Here is a 19,197-nt window from a genome sequence, read left to right on the forward strand (position 1 = left end):
TACGGACATCCACCTCGCACCGGTATAACAGGCTGTATTAATGGAAAAACTCAAGGTCATCATCGCAGACGATCACCCCATCGTCCTTCTCGGTGTACGCGAGCTGGTCGAGCGCGACCCACGCTTTTGCGTGGTTGGCGAGGCAGTTTGTTCGAAGGGCCTGATCGAGCTGCTCGAACAGCAACCAGTCGACATCGTTATCTCCGACTACAACATGCCGGCAGACTCACCCTATGGTGATGGACTCAAACTGGTCGACTACCTGAAACGTCATTATCCCCATGTCCAGATTCTGATCTTGACGATGATTTCCAACCACCTGATTCTTACCCGCCTGCAGGAGCTGGGAGTCGTTGGCGTCATTCAGAAGAATCAACTACATACGGAAATCGAACTGGCACTCAATGCCATCGCCCGTCAAAGCACCTATCAAAGTCTGGAGCCAGCGAAAACATCGGTAATTGATTCCAACACAGCTATTGATGAACGTGTGGCCAGCCTATCGCCGAAAGAGTTTGAAATATTGCGATTGTTTGTTGCCGGAAAAAGTGTAAGCGATATTGCACGCAGCCAGAGTAGAAGTGCAAAGACTATCAGCGCACAAAAAATATCAGCCATGCGCAAACTTGAAGTCAGCAGTGATCAGGATTTGTTGACCTATTGCCTGGAGCGTAGCATTTTTAACTGAACGTTCCATTCAGAAATAGCCTTTACCGACGTCATCAACAACTATGCCTGCTCCGTTGATAACACCAACGTCGATCACATGATCACCATGGACATAAGCGCCGCCGAGAGCCCCGTCTCGGCAGGCGTTACGAGCAATTACCGCAACCTCAACGCCAACTGCAACCTGAGCTGCTAGAAGTTGGCGTGCTTGCCTTGAACCTTGCCTGAAATACAACGCTTTCGACATATTCTCATGATCTCGCCTTAACGAAAGCGCCCACATTAAGAATCGTCTGATGTCCGCAATTAGCCATAGCCGTTATTGCTCGCTGAAGTTTCCATGAAACTCATACCCGACCAACAGCATTGGACATCATATGAAAAAACCTTCTCTGGCTTCGATTAACTAAAGGCGTACCGCCGAAAGCATTAACCCCGGTCGTTCGACCGGCAAGCCCTTCATTTTAAACACCAACCGCTTGAACGCCCCAAGCTCGAAAGCCATTTTATTTCAACAAGACAGAATATTTACTTTCAAACTTGTAATAAGGAGTTAAAACCGTACATAAATCTATTAAAGCATTCCTGGCCATCACGACCACAGGCTTTATTACCAGCACCGCCGTCGCAGCCGACGGTACCGTGAACTTCACAGGTGAAATTATCGCAGCATCCTGCAGCATCAGTGCTGGCGCAGGCACTAGTGTTACTGGCGCGGCCGGAGATCAGGTTATTGATGTCAAGCTCGGCAAAATCAGCTCCAACTCGATCAAGGGAGTAGCCGGTGGCGGAATCACGGCAGGCCAGGCTGTCAACCTCAACCTCGATTGTGGCACGACCGCTGCCGACGTGACCGCAGTGACCATGCAATTCGACCCGAGTAGCGGTTCGGGCATCGACGGCAAGAACCCCAACCTGCTGAGAACCACCGGCACCGCTACCGGCGTTGGCATCGGCATCTATAACACTGCCAACAGGCTACTGAACCTGTCGTCGAACGAAAGTATCAGAGGCGCGATCTCGGGCGATGCGACAGCTGGCTACAAAGCCAAACTGAGTCTGCGTGCGGTCTATGTGGCCAATGGCTGGACGGTCAAGCCAGGTACTGCCATCGGTACCCTGCCGTTCACCCTGAGCTACGAATAATCCCGTCGAGTAACAGAGGGGGGTAGTTACACCCCTTAGCTATCTACAGAGTTGTCGATGAAAACACTGATGTTTGCAAAAGTGGCACTGGCCGGGGCGCTGACCTGCTTCACCTCGCTGGCCGATGCGGGAATCATGCTGGGCGGAACGCGGGTGCTGTATACCGAGCCTAGCAAGGAAGCCTCCATCATGGTGATGAACCAGGGCGCGCAAGACATCATGATCCAGTCCTGGATCGAGCCCGACGCCAAAGATGGCACGCAAAATGTGCCATTCGTGGTAACGCCGGCGCTCAGTCGTCTGGGAGGTAATAAACAGCAGCTGTTGCGAATCTTTTATTCCGGCAAACATTTGCCAGGCGATAAGGAGTCGCTGTTCCGGCTGAATGTTCAGGAAATCCCGCAAAAGTCCAAAGACGACAACAGCCTGCAAATTGCGGTACGCCAGCGACTGAAACTGTTCTATCGGCCTGCCGGCCTAGTGGGCAAACCCGATGAAGCCCCGCAACAACTCCATTGGCGCCTGGTCGAGCAGTCAGGCAAAGCAGCCGTTGAAGTACGCAACCCTACGGTGTTCCACGTTTCATTCGCAAGCGTCACGCTGCACAGCGGCTCTGCGACCTACCCCGTCTCCGTCGGCATGATTGCCCCGGGCAAGACGCAAGTCTTCAACGTGCAAGGACTGCCCGCCGGTAAAATGCTCAAGTCCACGACCGTAGAATTCAACAGCATTAATGATTACGGCGGCCATGACACTCACTCAAGCAAGTTGAGCCACTAGCACGTTCCGAACGCCCCTTCGGGCAGGAACTAAGTGCAGGCAAAGTCCAGACAGTTTATTAATAACAAGCTTGGCTTCTGTAACGTTCAGAAGTCAGGCTGACGGGTGGGCACATGCCAACTTTAACGAAAGTTAGAAAAGTTAACTCCGCCCTCCTTCCCGGAGTTTCGTGCGTCATAAGCTTGGGCGTTACAGCACAGGCAGCAGCAACAGAGGTACAATTCAACGAACTGTTCTTGAACAAAGCAGGCACTTCGATTGACCTCAAATATTTTGAAAACGGCAATACGGTGCAACCGGGCACCTACAATGTTGACATCTATTTAAACCAATCGCTGTCTAAACGTCAGGATATCAACTTCATCCTCGACAGCAGCACTGGCAAGGTAAAGCCGATCATTCGACTGGCACTGCTAGAAGAGTTAGGGGTCGATATCCAGCGCTTGGAGAAAGACGGCGTTATTCCGCCGACCGCCGACAATTCGCAGATCGTCGATGTGGTCACGTTGATCAAGGGCGCAACCGTGGAGTTCGAGGTAACTCGCCTGGCCCTGGAAATCAGCGTGCCGCAGATTTACGTCAAGCGTCAGGTGCGCGGCTATGTCGACCCTTCCCTATGGGACCAGGGGCTTACCGCCTTCTATAGCGATTACCAGGCCAATTTCAGCCGAAACGAGATGAGCGGCAACCGTAGCGACTACCGCTACCTTGGCCTGCGCAATGGTTTCAACTTCGCGGGCTGGCGTTTGCGTAACGAGTCTGCGCTGACTGGCAGCACCGGCACCAAGAGCACCTTTCGTAGCAACCGCAGCTATGCCGAGCACGACCTGTTGAGTCTCAAGGGCAAGTTCGCCGTTGGTGAGCTCTACAGCCAGGGCGAGATCTTCGATAGCGTGCGATTTCGCGGCGCCCAGATCAGTTCCGACGTCGGCATGTTACCGGATAACGAGATCGGCTATGCGCCTGTGGTGCGTGGCATCGCAGAAACTAACGCGACCATTGAGGTACGGCAAAACGGCTATGTGATCTACTCTACGAGCGTGCCACCAGGAGCCTTTGAAATTTCCGACATCTACCCCAGTGGCTCCAACGGTGATCTGACCATCAGGATCATCGAGGCCGACGGGCTGGAGAGAGAATACACACAGGCCTACTCCTACTTGCCGGTAATGACGCGTCAAGGGAACTTCCGTTACAGCCTGGCTGCCGGTAAGTACACCTATGACGGCCAGCCATCGCCAACATTCACCCAGGGCACACTGGTGTATGGACTATCGAACAACCTGACAATGTATGGCGGTGGGTTAACAGCGCAGGATTACAAAGCTGCAAACGTCGGGGTCGGCGTCAACTCCGGGATTGGCGGCTTTTCCTTCGATATCACCAACAGTCACTCAAAAGCCTTGCAGGGTAAAACCGATGAAGGCCAGAGCGCGCGGTTTCTCTACTCCAAAACCTTCAACGCAACCGATACAAGCTTCACCATGGTCGGTTACCGCTACTCAACCGCTGGCTATCGAACCTTCAGCCAGCACGTCGATGACCTTACCTACCTGAACCAACAATCGTCCAGTCGGCAAAAAAGCCGGGTAGACATGAATATCAACCAATCACTGGGACAACGCGGCTCGATGTACGCCACTCTGGGCGAGGCCAGCTACTGGAACCGCCAGGGCCGCACGCGCAACTGGCAGTTCGGCTACAGCAGCAGCCTGGCCGATGCCAGTTACAGCATCGCTATCGCTCGGACCGAAAGCTCTGGCGGCTCGAATTCGGATACTCAGCTCACCGCATCACTGAGCATTCCACTGGGACGTAGTGCCCGGACGCATCGAGTGTATGCCAATGCCCTTGCCTCACAGCATGGTGACTCCAGTGTGCAAAGTGGTGTTTCCGGCTATCTGAATGAGCGCAATACGCTCAGCTATTCCGTACAGGCCGGGCACAGCAAGCAGAGCGGCAACTCCAGTGGCATCGGCTTGGGATGGGACACCCCTACTTCGCGGATCAATGGCAACTACAACCAGAGTCGCGACAACAAACACATGGACCTGAGTGCCGGTGGATCTGTAGTGGTGCACCGAGATGGCATCACCTTCGGCCAACCGCTGGGGGAAACCTTTGCGTTGATCGAGGTGCCTGACGTCTCAGGAGTCGGCGTGGACAGTTCGGCCTCCATCCGCACCAACCGCAAAGGCTACGCCGTGGTGCCCTACGTACAGCCCTATCGATACAACTGGATCAATCTAGATACCGCTACGCTGGACAGCAACACCGAAGTGAGCGAGAGCACGGTCATGCTCGTGCCGACTCGTGGCGCCATCGTCAAGGCACGCTACGCCTCCGAGCAAGGTCGGCGCGTGCAATTTGACCTGAAGCTGGACAGCGGCCAGCGAATTCCGTTTGGCGCCCAGGCCCATGACGCCCAGGGCAAAGCGCTGGACATCGTCGACAACCTGTCCAGACTTCTGGTCTTCGGCATTGATGATCAAGGAACACTGGAGCTGCGTTGGAGCACCGGCGCCTGCAAGGCTGAGTATCAATTGCCCGCTGCGCACAGGGAACGGGCCTATGAGCGCTTCGAACTGCTCTGCCGCACTTAATTAGAACAGTAAATATTTAAAGCTACGAGGTTATTGAAATGCGTAGATGGGTCGGGCGGGTGACCGGGATTTTGGGGCTGATGACAAGTGGATCGGTGTGGGCAGATTGCACCGCGGAAAATGATAATCCTCAACCGTTCTATTCTATTCATGTCCCTGCGAAACTTGTGATGCAGACAGCTCCGGTTGGTGGTGTGCTCGCCAGCTTTGAATCGAAAGCTGCAAAATATACTACTGCCTCTTGCAACTATCGCTCATCAATTAAAACCACCTTGGACTCCCGGGGGCGAGAGCCCTCAGGTATCCAAAATGTGTATAAGACGAACATTGAGGGTGTCGGTATCCGTATAACCGGATGGGCTAACAATCAATTGCACTTTACCCCACCTTCAGAAAAAACTACCGGCCCCGTTGTGCCAGGGAACGTTGTGTTCCCATCGCACATAAAGGTTGAATATATACGAACAGGCATCGCACTTGGATCATCAGGGCAGGTGACCACTGACTTTCGTGTAGAGCATATAATTCCGGGCATACTGCCGAATCCGGTATCCTTCGAGCCTACCGCCAAGTCTACCGAACTGATCAACGAAGTCTACTTTAGCAGTTGCGAGTCACAGACGCCGAACCTTGATGTATCAATGGGAAAACAACAGATTACACAAATTAGTGCCAATGCCGCACCGAAGAAAACGTTTACTTTCGAGGTTCGTTGCCGTGGTTCCAAGCCCAGCACACCAATACCGGTGAAAGTCCATTTCGAGGGGGACTCTCCGGCCGAAGGCCAACTGAACCTCTCTGGAGCCGGACAGCCAGGTGTAGCCAAAGGCGTGCAAATCGCACTCACCACACCTGAGGGGGCAAAGTTACCCTTCAACAAGGCCAAGGCTGTCGACCTAAAGTGGCTACGCAGCGAACCTACAGCAGAAGTCTACCAATTCTCAGGCGCGGCCCAGTATGTTCCTAGCAACAGTGGCCCGCTCAAACCAGGTCGGGGAGATGCAACCATGACCTACGTGCTTGACTACAACTGATCAGCCACAGGATGGCGCTGCGCTTCAGGTTCGGGCTGAGTGAACTGCTTCACTCAGCCAACACAGCAGGAGTGCGAGAGTAGTAGATCTGAATAGTACGCCCTGGAACGAAAAAACCCCGCAGACCTAAATCTGCGGGGTTTTCGTATATGGCGGAGAGATAGGGATTTGAACCCTAGGTACTGTCGCCAGTACAACGGATTTCGAATCCGTCCCGTTCGGCCACTCCGGCATCTCTCCAGTGGCGCGCATGATACCAGCAGTTTGCCTAAAGGCAAAGCCTGTTTGCGAAAAAAATTCGCGTGGTATCAGGCGCTTGCGTGAACTTGCCGCTTACAGCGGCACGCCCAGGCGTTTGGCAACTTCTTCGTAGGCTTCGATAACGTCGCCCAGACCCTGGCGGAAGCGGTCCTTGTCCATCTTCTTGCGGGTTTCTTTGTCCCACAGGCGGCAGCCATCCGGGCTGAACTCGTCACCCAGGACGATCTCGCCGTGGAATACGCCGAATTCCAGCTTGAAGTCGACCAGCAAGAGGCCGGCGTCGTCGAACAGCTTGTTCAGCACTTCGTTGACCTTGAGCGACAGGGCTTTCATCTTCACCAACTGCTCGGCGGTGCCCCAGCCGAAGGCGACAACGTGGGATTCGTTGATGAACGGATCGCCCTTCTCGTCGTTCTTGAGGAACAGTTCGAAGGTCGAAGGCTCGAGCTTGATGCCCTCTTCCACGCCCAGGCGTTTGACCAGGCTGCCGGCGGCGTAGTTACGCACGACGCATTCAACCGGGATCATGTCGAGCTTCTTGACCAGGCACTCGTTGTCGCCCAGCAGTTTGTCGAACTGGGTAGGGATGCCGGCTTCTTCAAGCTTCTGCATGATGAAGGCGTTGAACTTGTTGTTCACCATGCCCTTGCGGTCGAGCTGTTCGATACGCTTGCCGTCGAACGCCGAGGTGTCGTTGCGAAACAGCAGGATCAAGCGGTCAGCGTCGTCGGTTTTGTAAACCGACTTGGCTTTGCCGCGGTAGAGTTCTTCACGTTTTTCCATGATGGGCTCCGCTTGCTAAATAAGATGGGCTAGGCGATTTCGCGCCAGTCGAGCCCGCAATCCTGGTTGGCCACTTGCAGCCAGTCCGGGTCGCACCCGAGGGTGTCGACGAAACATTGCCGGGCCAGCTGTGGCTGGTTGTTCTTGCTACTGAGATGGGCCAGCACCAGATGCTGCAGGTTCTGCCAGTCCAGCTCCGACACCAGGCGCGCGGCCTGGTGGTTGTTCAAATGTCCGTAGTCGCCACCCACCCGCTGTTTGAGAAACATCGGGTAAGGCCCGCGTCCGAGCAGGTCGCGACAGTGGTTGGCCTCGATCAGCAAGGCATCCAGGCCCTGGTAACTTTCCAGCAGGGCTGTGTCGTAGGAGCCCAGGTCGGTCAGCACGCCGAAACGCCGGCTGCCGTCGTCAAACACATACTGCAACGGCTCCAGCGCGTCGTGGGTCACGCCCACGGCGCGGATGCTCAAGGCGCCGATCTGCAGTGTCTCGTTTGCCGCCAGGAATCCCGCCGCCTCGACCGGTTTGCGCATGCCGCGCAAGGTGCCGCGGCTGAGGTAGACCGGTACATTGTAGCGCCGCGCCAGCAAACCGACCCCATGCACGTGGTCGGCATGTTCGTGGGTGACCAGCACAGCACTCAATTGCTGGGCAGAAACGCCGAGCAGCGCCAGGCGCCGCTCGGTTTCACGCAGGGAAAAGCCGCAATCGACCAGGACAAGGGTGTTGTCACTGGCGATCAGCGTGCCATTTCCCTGGCTTCCACTTCCAAGTACGGCGAAGCGCACTTAACCCAGGTTGTCCTGAATCACGCTCAGCACGCGGCGGGCGACGTCAGCCGGGGCCACGGTGTTGATGTTCTTCTCGACGGTAACCTGGACGCTGTCGCCAACCTTGCTCAGGCGCACCTGGTAACGCTCGGCACGGGCTTCACGCTCTTCCTTGCTCGGCGCGCTGCCGAACAGCTTGCCGAAGAAGCCCGGCTCCTGGTCCTTGGCCTCGGCCTTTTCCGCCAGGTTGATGTAGTACAGGCCCAGGCTGCGGTTGATGTCTTCAACCCGCCATTCGCCCTGTTCCAGGGCACGGCCAACACTGGACCAGGCGCGATCGAGGTCGGCCCCCAGGTTCAGTACCGGGTTGCCGCTACCGTCTTCGCTGAGGCTGACACGGCTTGGCGCATCGAAATCACGCGCGGCGAGCAACGACACCGAACCGCCCTTCTCGGCGCTGCGGGTCATGCTGGCGAGCATTTCGTCGACCAGCATGGCATCGACCCCGGTGTTTTCCGAACGGGCCGGGAAACCAGGCTCGGCAGTGCTGCCAGCCGGACGCTCGACGCTGACGATGTAGACCTCACTGGTGTTGCGCTGCACGCCCGGCTCAATGCGGATACGCGCACGCACTTCGTTGTCGCGGCTGCTCGAGGCACTGGCCAGACGGCTGGCCATGGCGCCGGAGAGCTCGTCAAAACGCTGCCAGGTGGTGTTGAACTCACCGGTCTGCGGGCGCTCTTCGGCGATACGGAAGCCGTTGTCTTCAAAGAACTGCCGGGCCACCGGCCAGACTTCGGCCGGGGCGCGCTGGGCCAGGACCCAACGGGAACTGCCGCTCTTCTGCAGGCTGAAATCGCTGATGTCGGCAGCCGCGCTCAATGGCTGTGGACGCGGCACCTCGAACTCGCCCTTGACGTTGTCGTCGGCGACGTTACGCGGGATCGGCAGCAGCGGATCAAGCCGCTTGGCGCTGCTAATGTCCGGCGGCATCTGCATCGGCGCCTTCTGCGTGGCCTCCAGATAATCGCTGCCACGGTCACGGAAGTAACCCTCTTCGCCCCAGAGCCAGCCACAACCACTGGTGCTGGAAATGATCAAGGCAAGGGCGGAAAGACCAGCCAATCGCTTCATGCGGTGTACGTCCTCAATTAAAACTGCAGGCCGCACTGGCGCATGGCCTGGCGTACCGTATCGTGACAGGATTCGCTCAGCCAGGTCAGCGGCAGGCGGATGCCTTTGTGCATCAGGCCCATTTCAACCAAAGCCCACTTCACCGGAATCGGGTTGGCTTCGATGAACAGGTCCTTGTGCAAAGGCATGAGTTTTTCGTTGATCGCGCGAGCCTTCTCGGCATTGCCCGCAAGGGCGGCTTCGCACAGATCAGCCATTTCGCGCGGGGCGACGTTGGCGGTAACCGAGATGTTGCCTTTGCCGCCCAGCAGGATCAGCTCGACCGCGGTCGGATCATCGCCGGACAGCACGATGAAGTCCTTGCTCACGCCGTCAAGGATGGCCTTGGCGCGTTTCAGGTCGCCGGTGGCTTCCTTGATACCGATGATGTTCGGCACGCTCGACAGACGGATCACGGTCTCGGCCTGCATGTCGCAGGAGGTGCGGCCAGGAACGTTGTAGAGAATCTGCGGGATGTCGACGGATTCGGCAATGTGCTTGAAGTGCTGGTACAGGCCTTCCTGGGTCGGCTTGTTGTAGTACGGCACCACCAGCAGGCAGGCGTCGGCGCCAGCGTTCTTGGCGTTGCGGGTCAGGTGCACGGCTTCAGCGGTGGAGTTCGCGCCGGTGCCGGCGATCACCGGAATAGGGTGCTTGCTGTGCTTGACGCGCTCGACCACGTGCTTGATAACCAGAATGTGCTCTTCGACATCCAGGGTCGCGGACTCACCGGTGGTGCCGACTGCAACGATCGCATGGGTGCCGTTTTCCAGGTGGAAGTCTACAAGTTTGTCGAGGCTGTCCCAATCAAGACGCCCTTGTGCATCCATGGGTGTGACCAATGCCACCATACTGCCCGCAATCATGAAACTGCTCCTGCCGGAAAAAGAGAGCGGTAATGGTACTGGCGCTATCGGCCTTGCACAAGCGAAGCAGGCGGCTGGAGCATTCCCCTCGGCGGCCATTTTCGCTACCCTTCTCTCTTTGATCGGTACACAGCGGCCCGCCGGGCTGCCGACAACCTGCGCAGGCAGTGCCCAAAGCCTCGATCCTGAGCCCCGGGACCACGCCCTCCCGCCATTCTGACCCGTCAGGTACCGACCGCTCATCGCTTTAGGAATGCTGCATGTCCACCCCCACCGTTCGCGAACAATTCCTTGTCATCAGTGCTCTGGGCGCCAATCCCATGGAACTGACCAACATCCTGTGCCGGGCCAGCAACGACAATCGCTGCTCGGTCGTGACCTCGCGCCTGACCCGCCACGGCGAGTGCAGTGCACTGGTTCTGCAGGTTGCCGGCAGCTGGGACGCGCTGGCGCGTTTCGAGGCAGCCCTGCCGGGCCTGGCCAAGAAGCACACCTTCACCGTGAATGTGGTGCGTAGCGCCGAGCTCGAAGTGCGCCCGCTGGCCCTGCCGTATGTCGCCTATGTCAGCGCCGCCTATCGCCCGGACATCATCAACGAGCTGTGCCAGTTTTTCATCGACCACCATGTCGAGCTGGAAAACCTCACCTGCGACACCTACCAGGCGCCTCAGACCGGCGGCACCATGCTCAACGCCACGTTCACCGTGACCCTGCCGGCCGGCACCCAGATCAGCTGGTTGCGTGACCAGTTCCTGGACTTCTCCGATGCCCTGAACCTGGATGCGCTGATCGAACCCTGGCGCCCACAGAACCCACTGTAAGGAAGCTTTCCATGGCCGTTGAACTCGACCAACCCGTCGCCGATTTCCAGGCCCAGGCCACCAGCGGCCAAAGCGTCAGCCTGGCTGATCTGAAGGGCAAGCAAGTGGTGCTGTACTTCTATCCCAAGGACAGCACCCCGGGCTGCACCACTGAAGGTCAGGGTTTCCGTGACCAGCATGACGCCTTCGAAGCGGCCAACACCGTGGTTTTCGGCGTTTCGCGGGACGGCATCAAGTCTCACGAAAACTTCAAGGCCAAGCAGGCATTCCCGTTCGAGCTGATCAGCGACAAGGACGAAGCCCTGTGCCAGCTGTTCGACGTGATCAAGCTGAAGAAGCTTTATGGCAAGGAATACATGGGCGTTGATCGCAGCACGTTCCTGATCGACAAGAACGGTGTGCTGCGCAAAGCGTGGCGTGGCGTGAAAGTGCCGGGGCATGTGGATGCGGTGCTGGCTGAAGCGCAGGCGCTGAGCAAGGCCTGAGGCCTATCGCGGGGCAAGCCCGCTCCCACAGGGATCATCTGTAACCCTGTGGGAGCGGGCTTGCCCCGCGATGCTTTCACAACAACGGCGCGACTATGGGCTCCTGCCGCGGCCAGGCATCAAGCACCGCCTTGAACAGGGTCGCCAGCGGAATCGCGAAGAATATCCCCCAGAACCCCCACAGCCCACCAAACAGCAACACCGCGCAGATGATCGCCACCGGGTGCAGGCTTACCGCCTCAGAGAACAGCAACGGCACCAGTACGTTGCCATCCAGCGCCTGGATGATTGCGTACACCGCCATCAGGTAGATGAACTGATCGCCCCAGCCCCACTGGAACAGCGCGATCAGGGTGACCGGCACCGTCACCACCACTGCGCCGACATACGGCACCACCACCGACAAACCCACCAGCAACGCCAGCAGCGCCGCATAGTTGAGTCCCAGGGCAATGAAGGCGATGTAGGTCGCCACACCGCAGATCAGGATCTCGATGCCTTTGCCGCGAATGTAGTTGGCAATCTGCCGGTTCATTTCCTCGGCCACCCGGGTCATCAACGCCCGCTCACGCGGCAGGTAACCGCTGACCCAACGGGCAATCAGCTCGCGGTCCTTGAGGAAGAAGAACACCAGGATCGGCACCAGCACCAGGTAGATCATGATGTTGACCAGCAGCGGCAGGCTGGAGAGCGAGAAGGTCAACGCCCACTGTCCGAACTTGCCGATCTCCCCGCGCATGGCTTCGATCGCGCGCAGCACCTGCTCATCGGAGACCAGGTGCGGATAACGCTCAGGCAACAGCAGCAATAGCGATTGCCACTTGCCCAGCATGCCCGGCAGCTCGTTGAACAGGGTGATCAGCTGATGCCAGAGCAACGGCACCAGGACCAGCAGGAACACCGCCAGGGCGCCCATGAACAGGGTAAAGACCAGGCCGACGGCATAGCGGGTCGGCACCCGCAAACGTTCCAGGGCGTTGACCAGCCCCTGCATCAGAAACGCAAGGACCATACCGGCAAGCACCGGAGCAAGCATACCGCCCAGGGTCAGAACTGCGGTGAAGGCCAGAACCAGCAAGACCGCCAAAACCACCGCCTCTTCATCCGAGAAGTAGCGTTGCATCCAGTCGCGAAGCACTTTGAACATTGACGATCCTTAGGGGAGAAAAACTCAGGCTTTCTGCAACCAGTAGGTGTACACACCTGCCTCGGCTGTTTCGAGCAGCAGCGTATGACCGGCCAATTTGGCAAAAGTGCGAAAATCGCGCTGCGACCCGGCATCGGTGGCGATCACCTTGAGTACCGCGCCACTGGCCAGGCGATTGAGCGCCATCTTCGCCTTGAGCAGCGGCAGCGGGCAGTTCAGGCCGCAGGCGTCGAGTTCAGCGTCATACGTCGGGGTATCGCTCATCGGTTGCTCCAGGCAGGCAGAATCAGTCAAGCCTCGTAGAATACCGCCACTGGTCGCCAACGTGTGAGCCAGCTACAGTAAGGCTCTTTGTCGACCAGAGCTTCGTGCATGAATTTTCTGCGCCCTACCCTGCTGACGCTGGCCTGTTTGACGGCGCTCCCCAGCCATGCCGACGACCTGCCGTCACTTGGCGACGCCAGTTCTGCCATTGTTTCCCCGCAACAGGAACATCAGCTGGGCCGCGCCTGGCTGAGCCTGCTGCGGGGCAATGTCAATCAACTGAACGATCCCCAGCTCAAGGACTATGTCGAAACCAGCGTCTACCGCCTGGCCGAAACCAGCCAGCTGCAGGACCGGCGCCTGGAATTTATCCTCATCAACAGCCCTCAACTCAACGCCTTTGCCGCCCCCGGCGGAATTGTCGGGGTCAACGGCGGTTTGTTCCTCAATGCCAAGACTGAAGGCGAATATGCCTCGGTACTGGCCCACGAACTTGCGCACTTGTCGCAACGCCACTTTGCCCGCGGTGTCGAGGCTCAGCAGCGTATGCAGTTGCCGATGATGGGGGCGCTGCTGGTCGGCATCGTTGCTGCCGCCGCCGGTGCCGGCGATGCCGGTATCGCCGCGATTGCCGGTACCCAGGCCGCAGCCATTCAGGAGCAGCGGCGCTTCTCCCGGCAAAACGAACAGGAAGCCGACCGTATCGGTATCCAGAACCTGGAAAAAGCCGGCTACGATCCGCGCAACATGCCAAGCATGTTCGAGCGTCTGATGCGTCAGTATCGCTACGATGCCAAGCCGCCGGAATTTCTCCTGACTCACCCGGTTACCGAATCGCGTATCGCCGACACCCGCAACCGCGCCGAACAAGCGCCTAAGGGCGGTACAGAAGACAGCCAGCGTTATCAGCTGATCCGCGCCCGCGTTCAACTGCAATTCGAAGAGACCCCTGGCCTTGCCGCCAAGCGCTTCCGCGCCCAGCTGGATGAGAACCCGAAGCTCGACTCGGCCCGCTACGGCCTGGCCCTGGCGCTGATCAAAGGTGGCCGCCTCAACGAGGCACGGGATGCGCTCAAGCCCTTGCTGGACAAGGCACCCAACGACGTCACCTACAACCTGGCGCAGATCGACCTGGACGTTACCAACAATCGCCTGGCCGATGCCCAGCAGCGGGTTGAGCGCATGCGTACGCTGTACCCGGCGAACTACCCGCTACAGCAGGCGCGGATCGACCTGCTGCTCAAGCAGAACCGCCCGGCAGAAGCGGAAAAAGCCCTGGATGCGCTGCTCAAGAATCGTCCGGAAGATCCGGATGTCTGGTATGACGTCGCTGAGGTTCGCGGCTTGTCCGGCAATACCATCGGCTTGCACCAGGCGCGTGCCGAGTACTTTGCCCTGGTCGGCGACTTCGATCAGGCGCTGCAACAGCTCGACTACGCCAAGCAGCGGGCCGGCAACAACTTCGTGCTGGCGTCGAAGATCGATGCGCGTCAGCGTGAGTTGCTGGAGCAGCAGCGGATGGTCAAGGACATGATGCGCTAATGATTTGAAATGCATCGCGGGGCAAGCCCGCTCCCACCGTGGGAGCGGGCTTGCCCCGCGATTCGGGATTCCTCAAGCGTTACCGGACAACTTCATCCGCGCCGCCTGGGTAAAATCGAGCATGCGCTTGAGCGGCTTGATCGCCTGGGGAATCAGCGCAGGCTCGACGAAGATCTCGTTGCTACCCTCACGCAGGCACTGCAGGGTGCGCTCCAGGGTGTTCATGGCCATCCACGGGCAGTGCGCGCAGCTACGGCAGGCCGCGCCGTTACCGGCCGTTGGGGCCTCGATGAAGACCTTGTCCGGGCACAGCTGCTGCATCTTGTAGAAGATGCCGCGGTCGGTCGCGACGATGAAGGTCTTGTTCGGCAGCGTTTGCGCCGCAGCAATCAGTTGGCTGGTGGAACCGACAGCATCTGCCAGATCAATCACCGCCTCCGGCGACTCCGGGTGCACCAGAATCGCGGCATCAGGGTACAAAGCCTTCATATCGGCCAGCTGCCGCGACTTGAACTCTTCATGGACGATGCAGGCGCCATCCCAGAGCAGCATGTCAGCGCCGGTCTGTTTCTGGATATAGCGGCCCAGGTGCTGGTCCGGGCCCCAGATGATGGTTTCGCCGTTGTCCATCAGGCTCTCGACGATTTCCAGCGCGCAGCTGGAGGTCACCACCCAGTCGGCACGGGCTTTGACCGCCGCCGAGGTATTGGCATAGACCACCACAGTGCGCTCCGGGTGTTTGTCGCAGAACGCCGAAAACTCTTCGACCGGGCAACCCAGATCAAGCGAACAGGTCGCTTCCAGGGTCGGCATCAGTACGCGCTTTTCCGGGTTGAGGATTTTTGCCGTCTCGCCCATGAAGCGCACGCCGGCGACGATCACCGTGCTGGCTTGATGCTTGTTGCCGAAGCGGGCCATTTCCAGTGAGTCGGATACGCATCCACCGGTTTCCTCGGCCAGGGCCTGGATCACCGGATCACAGTAGTAATGGGCAACCAGCACCGCGTTCTGCGCCTTGAGTTCGGCGGCGATGGCGGCGCGGTAGTCGGCCTCTTGCTCGGGCGTCAGCGGCTTGGGCTGCTTGGCATCGAGGTGGGCTTGGACCAAAAGGCGTTCGGAAATCTGGGTCATGATCGCTGGACCTGCAGGCGCTTGTGCGCGTAAGTCGAGTGTATCACCGAGCCCTGGCAAATCGGTTACCGGCTCTGCATGCGAGGCGCTGAACGGCGCAGCGGGCAGAACCAAAGACCTTCTGCGGCCTCGGGTTTTTATGGGATGCCGAAGGCTACAGATAATCGGATGAATTCAAAAGGTTTTTTTAGTGAAACAAGCCCCGGAACGACTGACTTGCCGCCCCGGGGCCAGACATCACCCCTCGGCCGGGTGCATGGCACCGAGGTTGGCCATGATCAGGCTGGCGAACTGCTCGACGGTCATTTTCTGGCCGTTGAAGTCGACCATACCGTCGGCATAGTGCAGATTGGCGAGGATATCGTTGCCCTGCACCGTGGCCATCTGGCTCTGCACCGCCATCATGCCGACCATCTCCCCGGTTTGCGACGCTTGCTGGGCAAGTACCTGCGCATCGCTCTGGCCCTGCAGACGGGCCTGCAGGGCAGCCAGGTCGCCAATCATCGGCTTGGACAACTGCAGCGTACTTTGCACCTGGGTGATCATCTGCTTGTACAGCTCAGCCGATGGCAGCTCCAGCGAAGACGGCTTGCCCAGATCGACACTCAGCTTGAAGTGGCTTTCGCCATTGGCAGTCTTGAACGAAAAATCCTCCAGGGCAATCTGCGGCTTCGCGGCCAGTAGTTGCTGGACGCTGGCGCTGACCTCGGCCTTTTCCGCCTCGGTCATCGGCAAGGTCGGCAAAACCTGACCTTGCGCTGCGGCGGCCTCGAACTCCGGCAGACGGCTCTGGTACCAGGCAATCAGGGTCTGCATGGATGGCATATCAATGTTCTTCAGGTTCCAGACCATTGCACTGGAACCCACTGGCTGGCCGTCAAAATTGATGTCGCCAACCTTGTAGACGATGCTGCCGCCAAACTGATCGCCATCCGCCCGGGACTCGCTGTTCTGCTCCAGTTGCTTGAGCAACAAAACTTTCTGCTCTTCGCCCCCGCTCACACTGAGCTGATCAAGCATCATGTCGGTGCGGCCGACATAGAAACCATAGGGCGTCTTTTTCAAGTCACCGACCAGGCTCAGGTTCTTCAGCTCCAGCTTCAAGCGCCCGCTTTGCTCATCATCATGGTTCAGGCTGAAGCTCGGCGCAGCACCACTGAATTTGATCTGCTCGCCATCGCGCGTGCCGCTGGCCTGAATCGCCAGACCGGAAAACTTGGTCGTGGCCCCACCCACCTCGGTCACTTGCATCGGCGGCATGATCAGCGTGCCGTCTGTCGAGCCGTCGTAGCCCAGGCTGTTCTGTCCGTATACCGGTGGCACCTCAGCGCTAGCGGCGAACCACTCGGCAGTGAAAGCGTCCTTTTCCAGGGCGTAGTTACTGGCCGCCATCACTGGCATGAGTTTGAACGCCTTGACCCGGCTCCAGGGCAACGGGCCGTGCTCGATATGATCGACAAAGCCCAGCTCGAAACTCTCCGCCCCGTCAGCGCCCTTGAGCTCGGTGACCTTGACCCGGTAACGCGCGGTGCTGGAGAACAGGTGTGATTCCAGCGATGCCAGCTCCAGGGTCACTTTGCCGCTCAAGCCCGACGATTGCTTGAGCTGAACATTGGCTTGCGCCATGGCCTGTTCAAGCACTTCAGGCAATTGCTTGCCGGTGTACCAGGCGCCGGCCGTGCAGACTGCAGCCACGGCAACTACCAGGCCTGAAAGTACACCCACTGTCTTCTTCATGAATTGTTCCGCTTGTCCATTTGTTGAGGGTTGTTGCAGCAAGGCCTGTGGCCTATTCGTTGACGTCCATGAACTCACGGGCCCAGACGATGTAGTCGCCAGGAACGGTGTAGGTATGGGTCAGCTCGGTAGCGCTCAGATCCGAGGCGCTGCTGGTGATCCGCCGTTGCTCACGCAGGCAGTCGTAGGTCGCCTTGATCGCGGCAAAGTAAGCGCCGTGGCCGTCTACGGCAATGCGCACACCCAGTTGCGCCAGGCGTGCATCATCGTGCAGTTGCGGGTTGCCGTAGGTCACCAGCATCAACGGTACGCTGAGGTGTTTGGCGATCTGTTCGAGGTGTTCGAAATCGCGGATGCCGACCATGCACAGCGCGTCGGCGCCGGCATTCTGATAAGCCACGGTGCGGGCAATCACTTCTTCGACCGGGATCAACGCGGCGTTGGTCCGGGCGATGATCGACAGCTCCGGATCGACGCGCGCCTCCAGGGCCGCACGGATCTTGCCAACGCCCTCGGCAATGCTGATCAGGTCGGTGGACTTGCGTCCGAACTGGGCAGGCAGCAGGGTGTCTTCAATCGTCAGCGCAGCGATGCCGGCACGCTCAAGCTCAGTGACGGTACGCATGACGTTCAAGGCGTTGCCGTAGCCGTGGTCGGCGTCGGCAATCACCGGCAATTGCGCCACCCGGCCAATACGCGTGGCCTGCTCGGCGAACTCGCTGAGGGTGATCAGGGCAAAATCAGGTGCAGCCAGCACCTGCAGGGAAGCGACCGAACCACCGAGAATACCTACCTCGAAACCCAGGTCGGCGGCGATACGCGCCGACATCGGGTCAAACACGGAAGCCGTGTGGTAACAGGCAGGGGAAGCAAGGAGTTGACGAAACGCGCGACGCAGGTCTTGGTGGGAGGCTCTTGGCATGGTCTTTCCAATCTATCGACTTCATTTATTCGACAGAACATACCACTGCAGGCCCTCTCGCCGACAGAGTCAGATACGCGGCGTTTCGCAGCTCAAGTGCGCTGTTGTGCTCGTTTCAGCGTTTCGCTGGGCAATTCCTTGAACAATTGCTGGTAGCTGCTGGAGAACCGTCCCAGGTGCCAGAACGACCAATGCATCGCCACTTCGGCCACGGTACTGCCACCCGCCCGCGCGCCCAGCAGTTCGCGGCGCGCACTGTTCAGGCGGCGCAAGCGCAGCCAGTGCGCCGGGGTCATGCCGGTAAAGGCCTTGAAGGCCTGCTGCAGCTGACGCAACGACACCCCGGCGACCTGCGCCAGTTCCAGCAGGTTGAGGGTCTCTTCCGGACAATCGGCAGCCCACTCGCCGACCCGGCGCATGATCGTGCGCTCCTCGGTACGCCGCCACAGCGCGCCGCGATCCAGGCGGACACAGGCGTTGTCGAGAATGAACAGGCAATCTTCAAGCAGTTGCTCGGCCAGCGCTTCACGGTTCGGCAGGTCGCTCTCCTGGCCCAAACGCGTCAAGGTGCTGCTCAACCAGCGCCCGAACAGCGCGTTCTGCCCCGAATTGAGCGGCGCCATGAACAGCCCTTCGAGACGGGCGATGTCCAGGCTGTGACGCTGAACGAACTCGGGGCCGAACACCACCGCCACTTCCTGGTAGTTCTCCGGGGTGATCCAGATGTTGCGGCTCTCGCCGTTGAGCAGGTACAGGGTGTTGTCGGTGCGATCGAAACAAAACGCCAGGGCACCCGGCGGCGCACTGAAATTCTGCTCGACCCGGGTGTTCATGAATTCTTCGTAGATCTCCACGCCCTGCAGGTCCAGGCAACGCACTTGACCGGCGAAATGTCCGGGCGACATCTGCTGATAATGCTGGGTCCAGCTGGGTGTGGCACGCACTTGTTCGCCGACGTCGGCGGTGCTGAAAGCTTGTACCTGAAACGGACTTTCCGTTGTCATGAGCGGCTCTTTATGCACTCTTTTGGTGCATTTTATCCTGCGAAAAGTGGATAGATGGA

The 19,197-nt window shown here is 58.7% G+C and carries 19 protein-coding genes and 1 tRNA gene; 8 read left to right on the top strand and 12 right to left on the bottom strand.

The features are described from left to right. Positions 1 to 40 precede the first annotated feature (40 nt). Positions 41 to 688, top strand: a complete 648-nt coding sequence (locus PSAKL28_RS20090; protein WP_038613791.1) for a response regulator — start codon at positions 41 to 43, stop codon at positions 686 to 688. A gap of 9 nt (positions 689 to 697) precedes the next feature. On the opposite strand, the gene PSAKL28_RS27770 is transcribed toward PSAKL28_RS20090, so the two are convergent. Next, positions 698 to 916: a hypothetical protein gene (locus PSAKL28_RS27770; RefSeq protein WP_157687058.1), complete on the bottom strand. Its 219-nt coding sequence runs from the start codon at positions 914 to 916 to the stop codon at positions 698 to 700. 326 nt (positions 917 to 1,242) lie between these two features. On the opposite strand from PSAKL28_RS27770, the gene PSAKL28_RS20095 reads away from it, so the two are divergent. The 4 genes from PSAKL28_RS20095 (at position 1,243) to PSAKL28_RS20110 (ending at position 6,232) form a co-directional block, all read left to right on the top strand. Then, on the top strand, positions 1,243 to 1,815 hold the full coding sequence (locus tag PSAKL28_RS20095) for a fimbrial protein (RefSeq protein WP_051939493.1): 573 nt from the start codon (positions 1,243 to 1,245) through the stop codon (positions 1,813 to 1,815). A gap of 57 nt (positions 1,816 to 1,872) precedes the next feature. Beyond that, positions 1,873 to 2,595 (top strand): fimbrial biogenesis chaperone, encoded by a 723-nt coding sequence (locus PSAKL28_RS20100; RefSeq protein WP_038613796.1) that lies wholly within the window; start codon positions 1,873 to 1,875, stop codon positions 2,593 to 2,595. Positions 2,596 to 2,708: 113 nt separating this feature from the next. Further along, positions 2,709 to 5,198 carry a fimbria/pilus outer membrane usher protein gene (locus PSAKL28_RS20105; RefSeq protein WP_051939494.1) on the top strand — a complete coding sequence of 830 codons (2,490 nt, stop codon included), beginning with the start codon at positions 2,709 to 2,711 and terminating at the stop codon, positions 5,196 to 5,198. Positions 5,199 to 5,236: 38 nt separating this feature from the next. After that, a complete protein-coding gene (locus PSAKL28_RS20110) occupies positions 5,237 to 6,232 on the top strand; it encodes a fimbrial protein (protein WP_038613801.1) in 996 nt (331 codons plus the stop codon). A gap of 150 nt (positions 6,233 to 6,382) precedes the next feature. Here PSAKL28_RS20110 and PSAKL28_RS20115 read toward each other — a convergent pair. The 5 genes from PSAKL28_RS20115 to dapA form a co-directional block, all read right to left on the bottom strand. Further along, positions 6,383 to 6,472, bottom strand: a tRNA-Ser gene (locus PSAKL28_RS20115). Between the two features lie 93 nt (positions 6,473 to 6,565). Further along, a complete protein-coding gene (gene purC, locus PSAKL28_RS20120) occupies positions 6,566 to 7,276 on the bottom strand; it encodes a phosphoribosylaminoimidazolesuccinocarboxamide synthase (protein ID WP_038613804.1) in 711 nt (236 codons plus the stop codon). A gap of 29 nt (positions 7,277 to 7,305) precedes the next feature. Beyond that, positions 7,306 to 8,064 (bottom strand): MBL fold metallo-hydrolase, encoded by a 759-nt coding sequence (locus PSAKL28_RS20125; protein ID WP_038613806.1) that lies wholly within the window; start codon positions 8,062 to 8,064, stop codon positions 7,306 to 7,308. Continuing rightward, positions 8,065 to 9,180, bottom strand: a complete 1,116-nt coding sequence (gene bamC, locus PSAKL28_RS20130; protein ID WP_038613808.1) for an NlpB/DapX family lipoprotein — start codon at positions 9,178 to 9,180, stop codon at positions 8,065 to 8,067. Between the two features lie 17 nt (positions 9,181 to 9,197). Then, on the bottom strand, positions 9,198 to 10,085 hold the full coding sequence (dapA, locus tag PSAKL28_RS20135) for a 4-hydroxy-tetrahydrodipicolinate synthase (RefSeq protein WP_038613811.1): 888 nt from the start codon (positions 10,083 to 10,085) through the stop codon (positions 9,198 to 9,200). A 260-nt stretch (positions 10,086 to 10,345) separates the two neighbouring features. Here dapA and PSAKL28_RS20140 point away from each other — a divergent pair, with 260 nt between their 5' ends. Together PSAKL28_RS20140 and PSAKL28_RS20145 are read left to right on the top strand one after the other, a co-directional pair. Beyond that, complete coding sequence (locus PSAKL28_RS20140; RefSeq protein WP_038613813.1) at positions 10,346 to 10,906, top strand: glycine cleavage system transcriptional repressor; 561 nt, start codon at positions 10,346 to 10,348, stop codon at positions 10,904 to 10,906. Positions 10,907 to 10,917: 11 nt separating this feature from the next. Continuing rightward, complete coding sequence (locus tag PSAKL28_RS20145; RefSeq protein ID WP_038613815.1) at positions 10,918 to 11,391, top strand: peroxiredoxin; 474 nt, start codon at positions 10,918 to 10,920, stop codon at positions 11,389 to 11,391. A 76-nt stretch (positions 11,392 to 11,467) separates the two neighbouring features. Here PSAKL28_RS20145 and PSAKL28_RS20150 read toward each other — a convergent pair whose 3' ends face one another. Together PSAKL28_RS20150 and PSAKL28_RS20155 are read right to left on the bottom strand one after the other, a co-directional pair. Then, on the bottom strand, positions 11,468 to 12,538 hold the full coding sequence (locus tag PSAKL28_RS20150) for an AI-2E family transporter (protein ID WP_038613818.1): 1,071 nt from the start codon (positions 12,536 to 12,538) through the stop codon (positions 11,468 to 11,470). A 24-nt stretch (positions 12,539 to 12,562) separates the two neighbouring features. After that, positions 12,563 to 12,802 carry a sulfurtransferase TusA family protein gene (locus PSAKL28_RS20155; RefSeq protein ID WP_038613820.1) on the bottom strand — a complete coding sequence of 80 codons (240 nt, stop codon included), beginning with the start codon at positions 12,800 to 12,802 and terminating at the stop codon, positions 12,563 to 12,565. Between the two features lie 108 nt (positions 12,803 to 12,910). Between PSAKL28_RS20155 and PSAKL28_RS20160 the strand changes: the two genes are divergently transcribed. Next, complete coding sequence (locus PSAKL28_RS20160) at positions 12,911 to 14,344, top strand: M48 family metalloprotease (RefSeq protein ID WP_038613823.1); 1,434 nt, start codon at positions 12,911 to 12,913, stop codon at positions 14,342 to 14,344. Positions 14,345 to 14,416: 72 nt separating this feature from the next. On the opposite strand, the gene nadA is transcribed toward PSAKL28_RS20160, so the two are convergent. From nadA to PSAKL28_RS20180, 4 genes are all read right to left on the bottom strand, one after another. Continuing rightward, positions 14,417 to 15,475: a quinolinate synthase NadA gene (gene nadA / locus PSAKL28_RS20165; protein ID WP_038613826.1), complete on the bottom strand. Its 1,059-nt coding sequence runs from the start codon at positions 15,473 to 15,475 to the stop codon at positions 14,417 to 14,419. 237 nt (positions 15,476 to 15,712) lie between these two features. Continuing rightward, complete coding sequence (locus PSAKL28_RS20170; RefSeq protein ID WP_038613828.1) at positions 15,713 to 17,212, bottom strand: YdgA family protein; 1,500 nt, start codon at positions 17,210 to 17,212, stop codon at positions 15,713 to 15,715. Between the two features lie 52 nt (positions 17,213 to 17,264). Further along, positions 17,265 to 18,134: an oxaloacetate decarboxylase gene (locus PSAKL28_RS20175; RefSeq protein WP_038613830.1), complete on the bottom strand. Its 870-nt coding sequence runs from the start codon at positions 18,132 to 18,134 to the stop codon at positions 17,265 to 17,267. Positions 18,135 to 18,226: 92 nt separating this feature from the next. Then, a complete protein-coding gene (locus tag PSAKL28_RS20180; protein WP_038613832.1) occupies positions 18,227 to 19,138 on the bottom strand; it encodes a helix-turn-helix domain-containing protein in 912 nt (303 codons plus the stop codon). Between the last annotated feature and the right edge of the window lie 59 nt (positions 19,139 to 19,197).

The organism is Pseudomonas alkylphenolica, assembly GCF_000746525.1.
GTDB classification, from domain to species: domain Bacteria; phylum Pseudomonadota; class Gammaproteobacteria; order Pseudomonadales; family Pseudomonadaceae; genus Aquipseudomonas; species Aquipseudomonas alkylphenolica.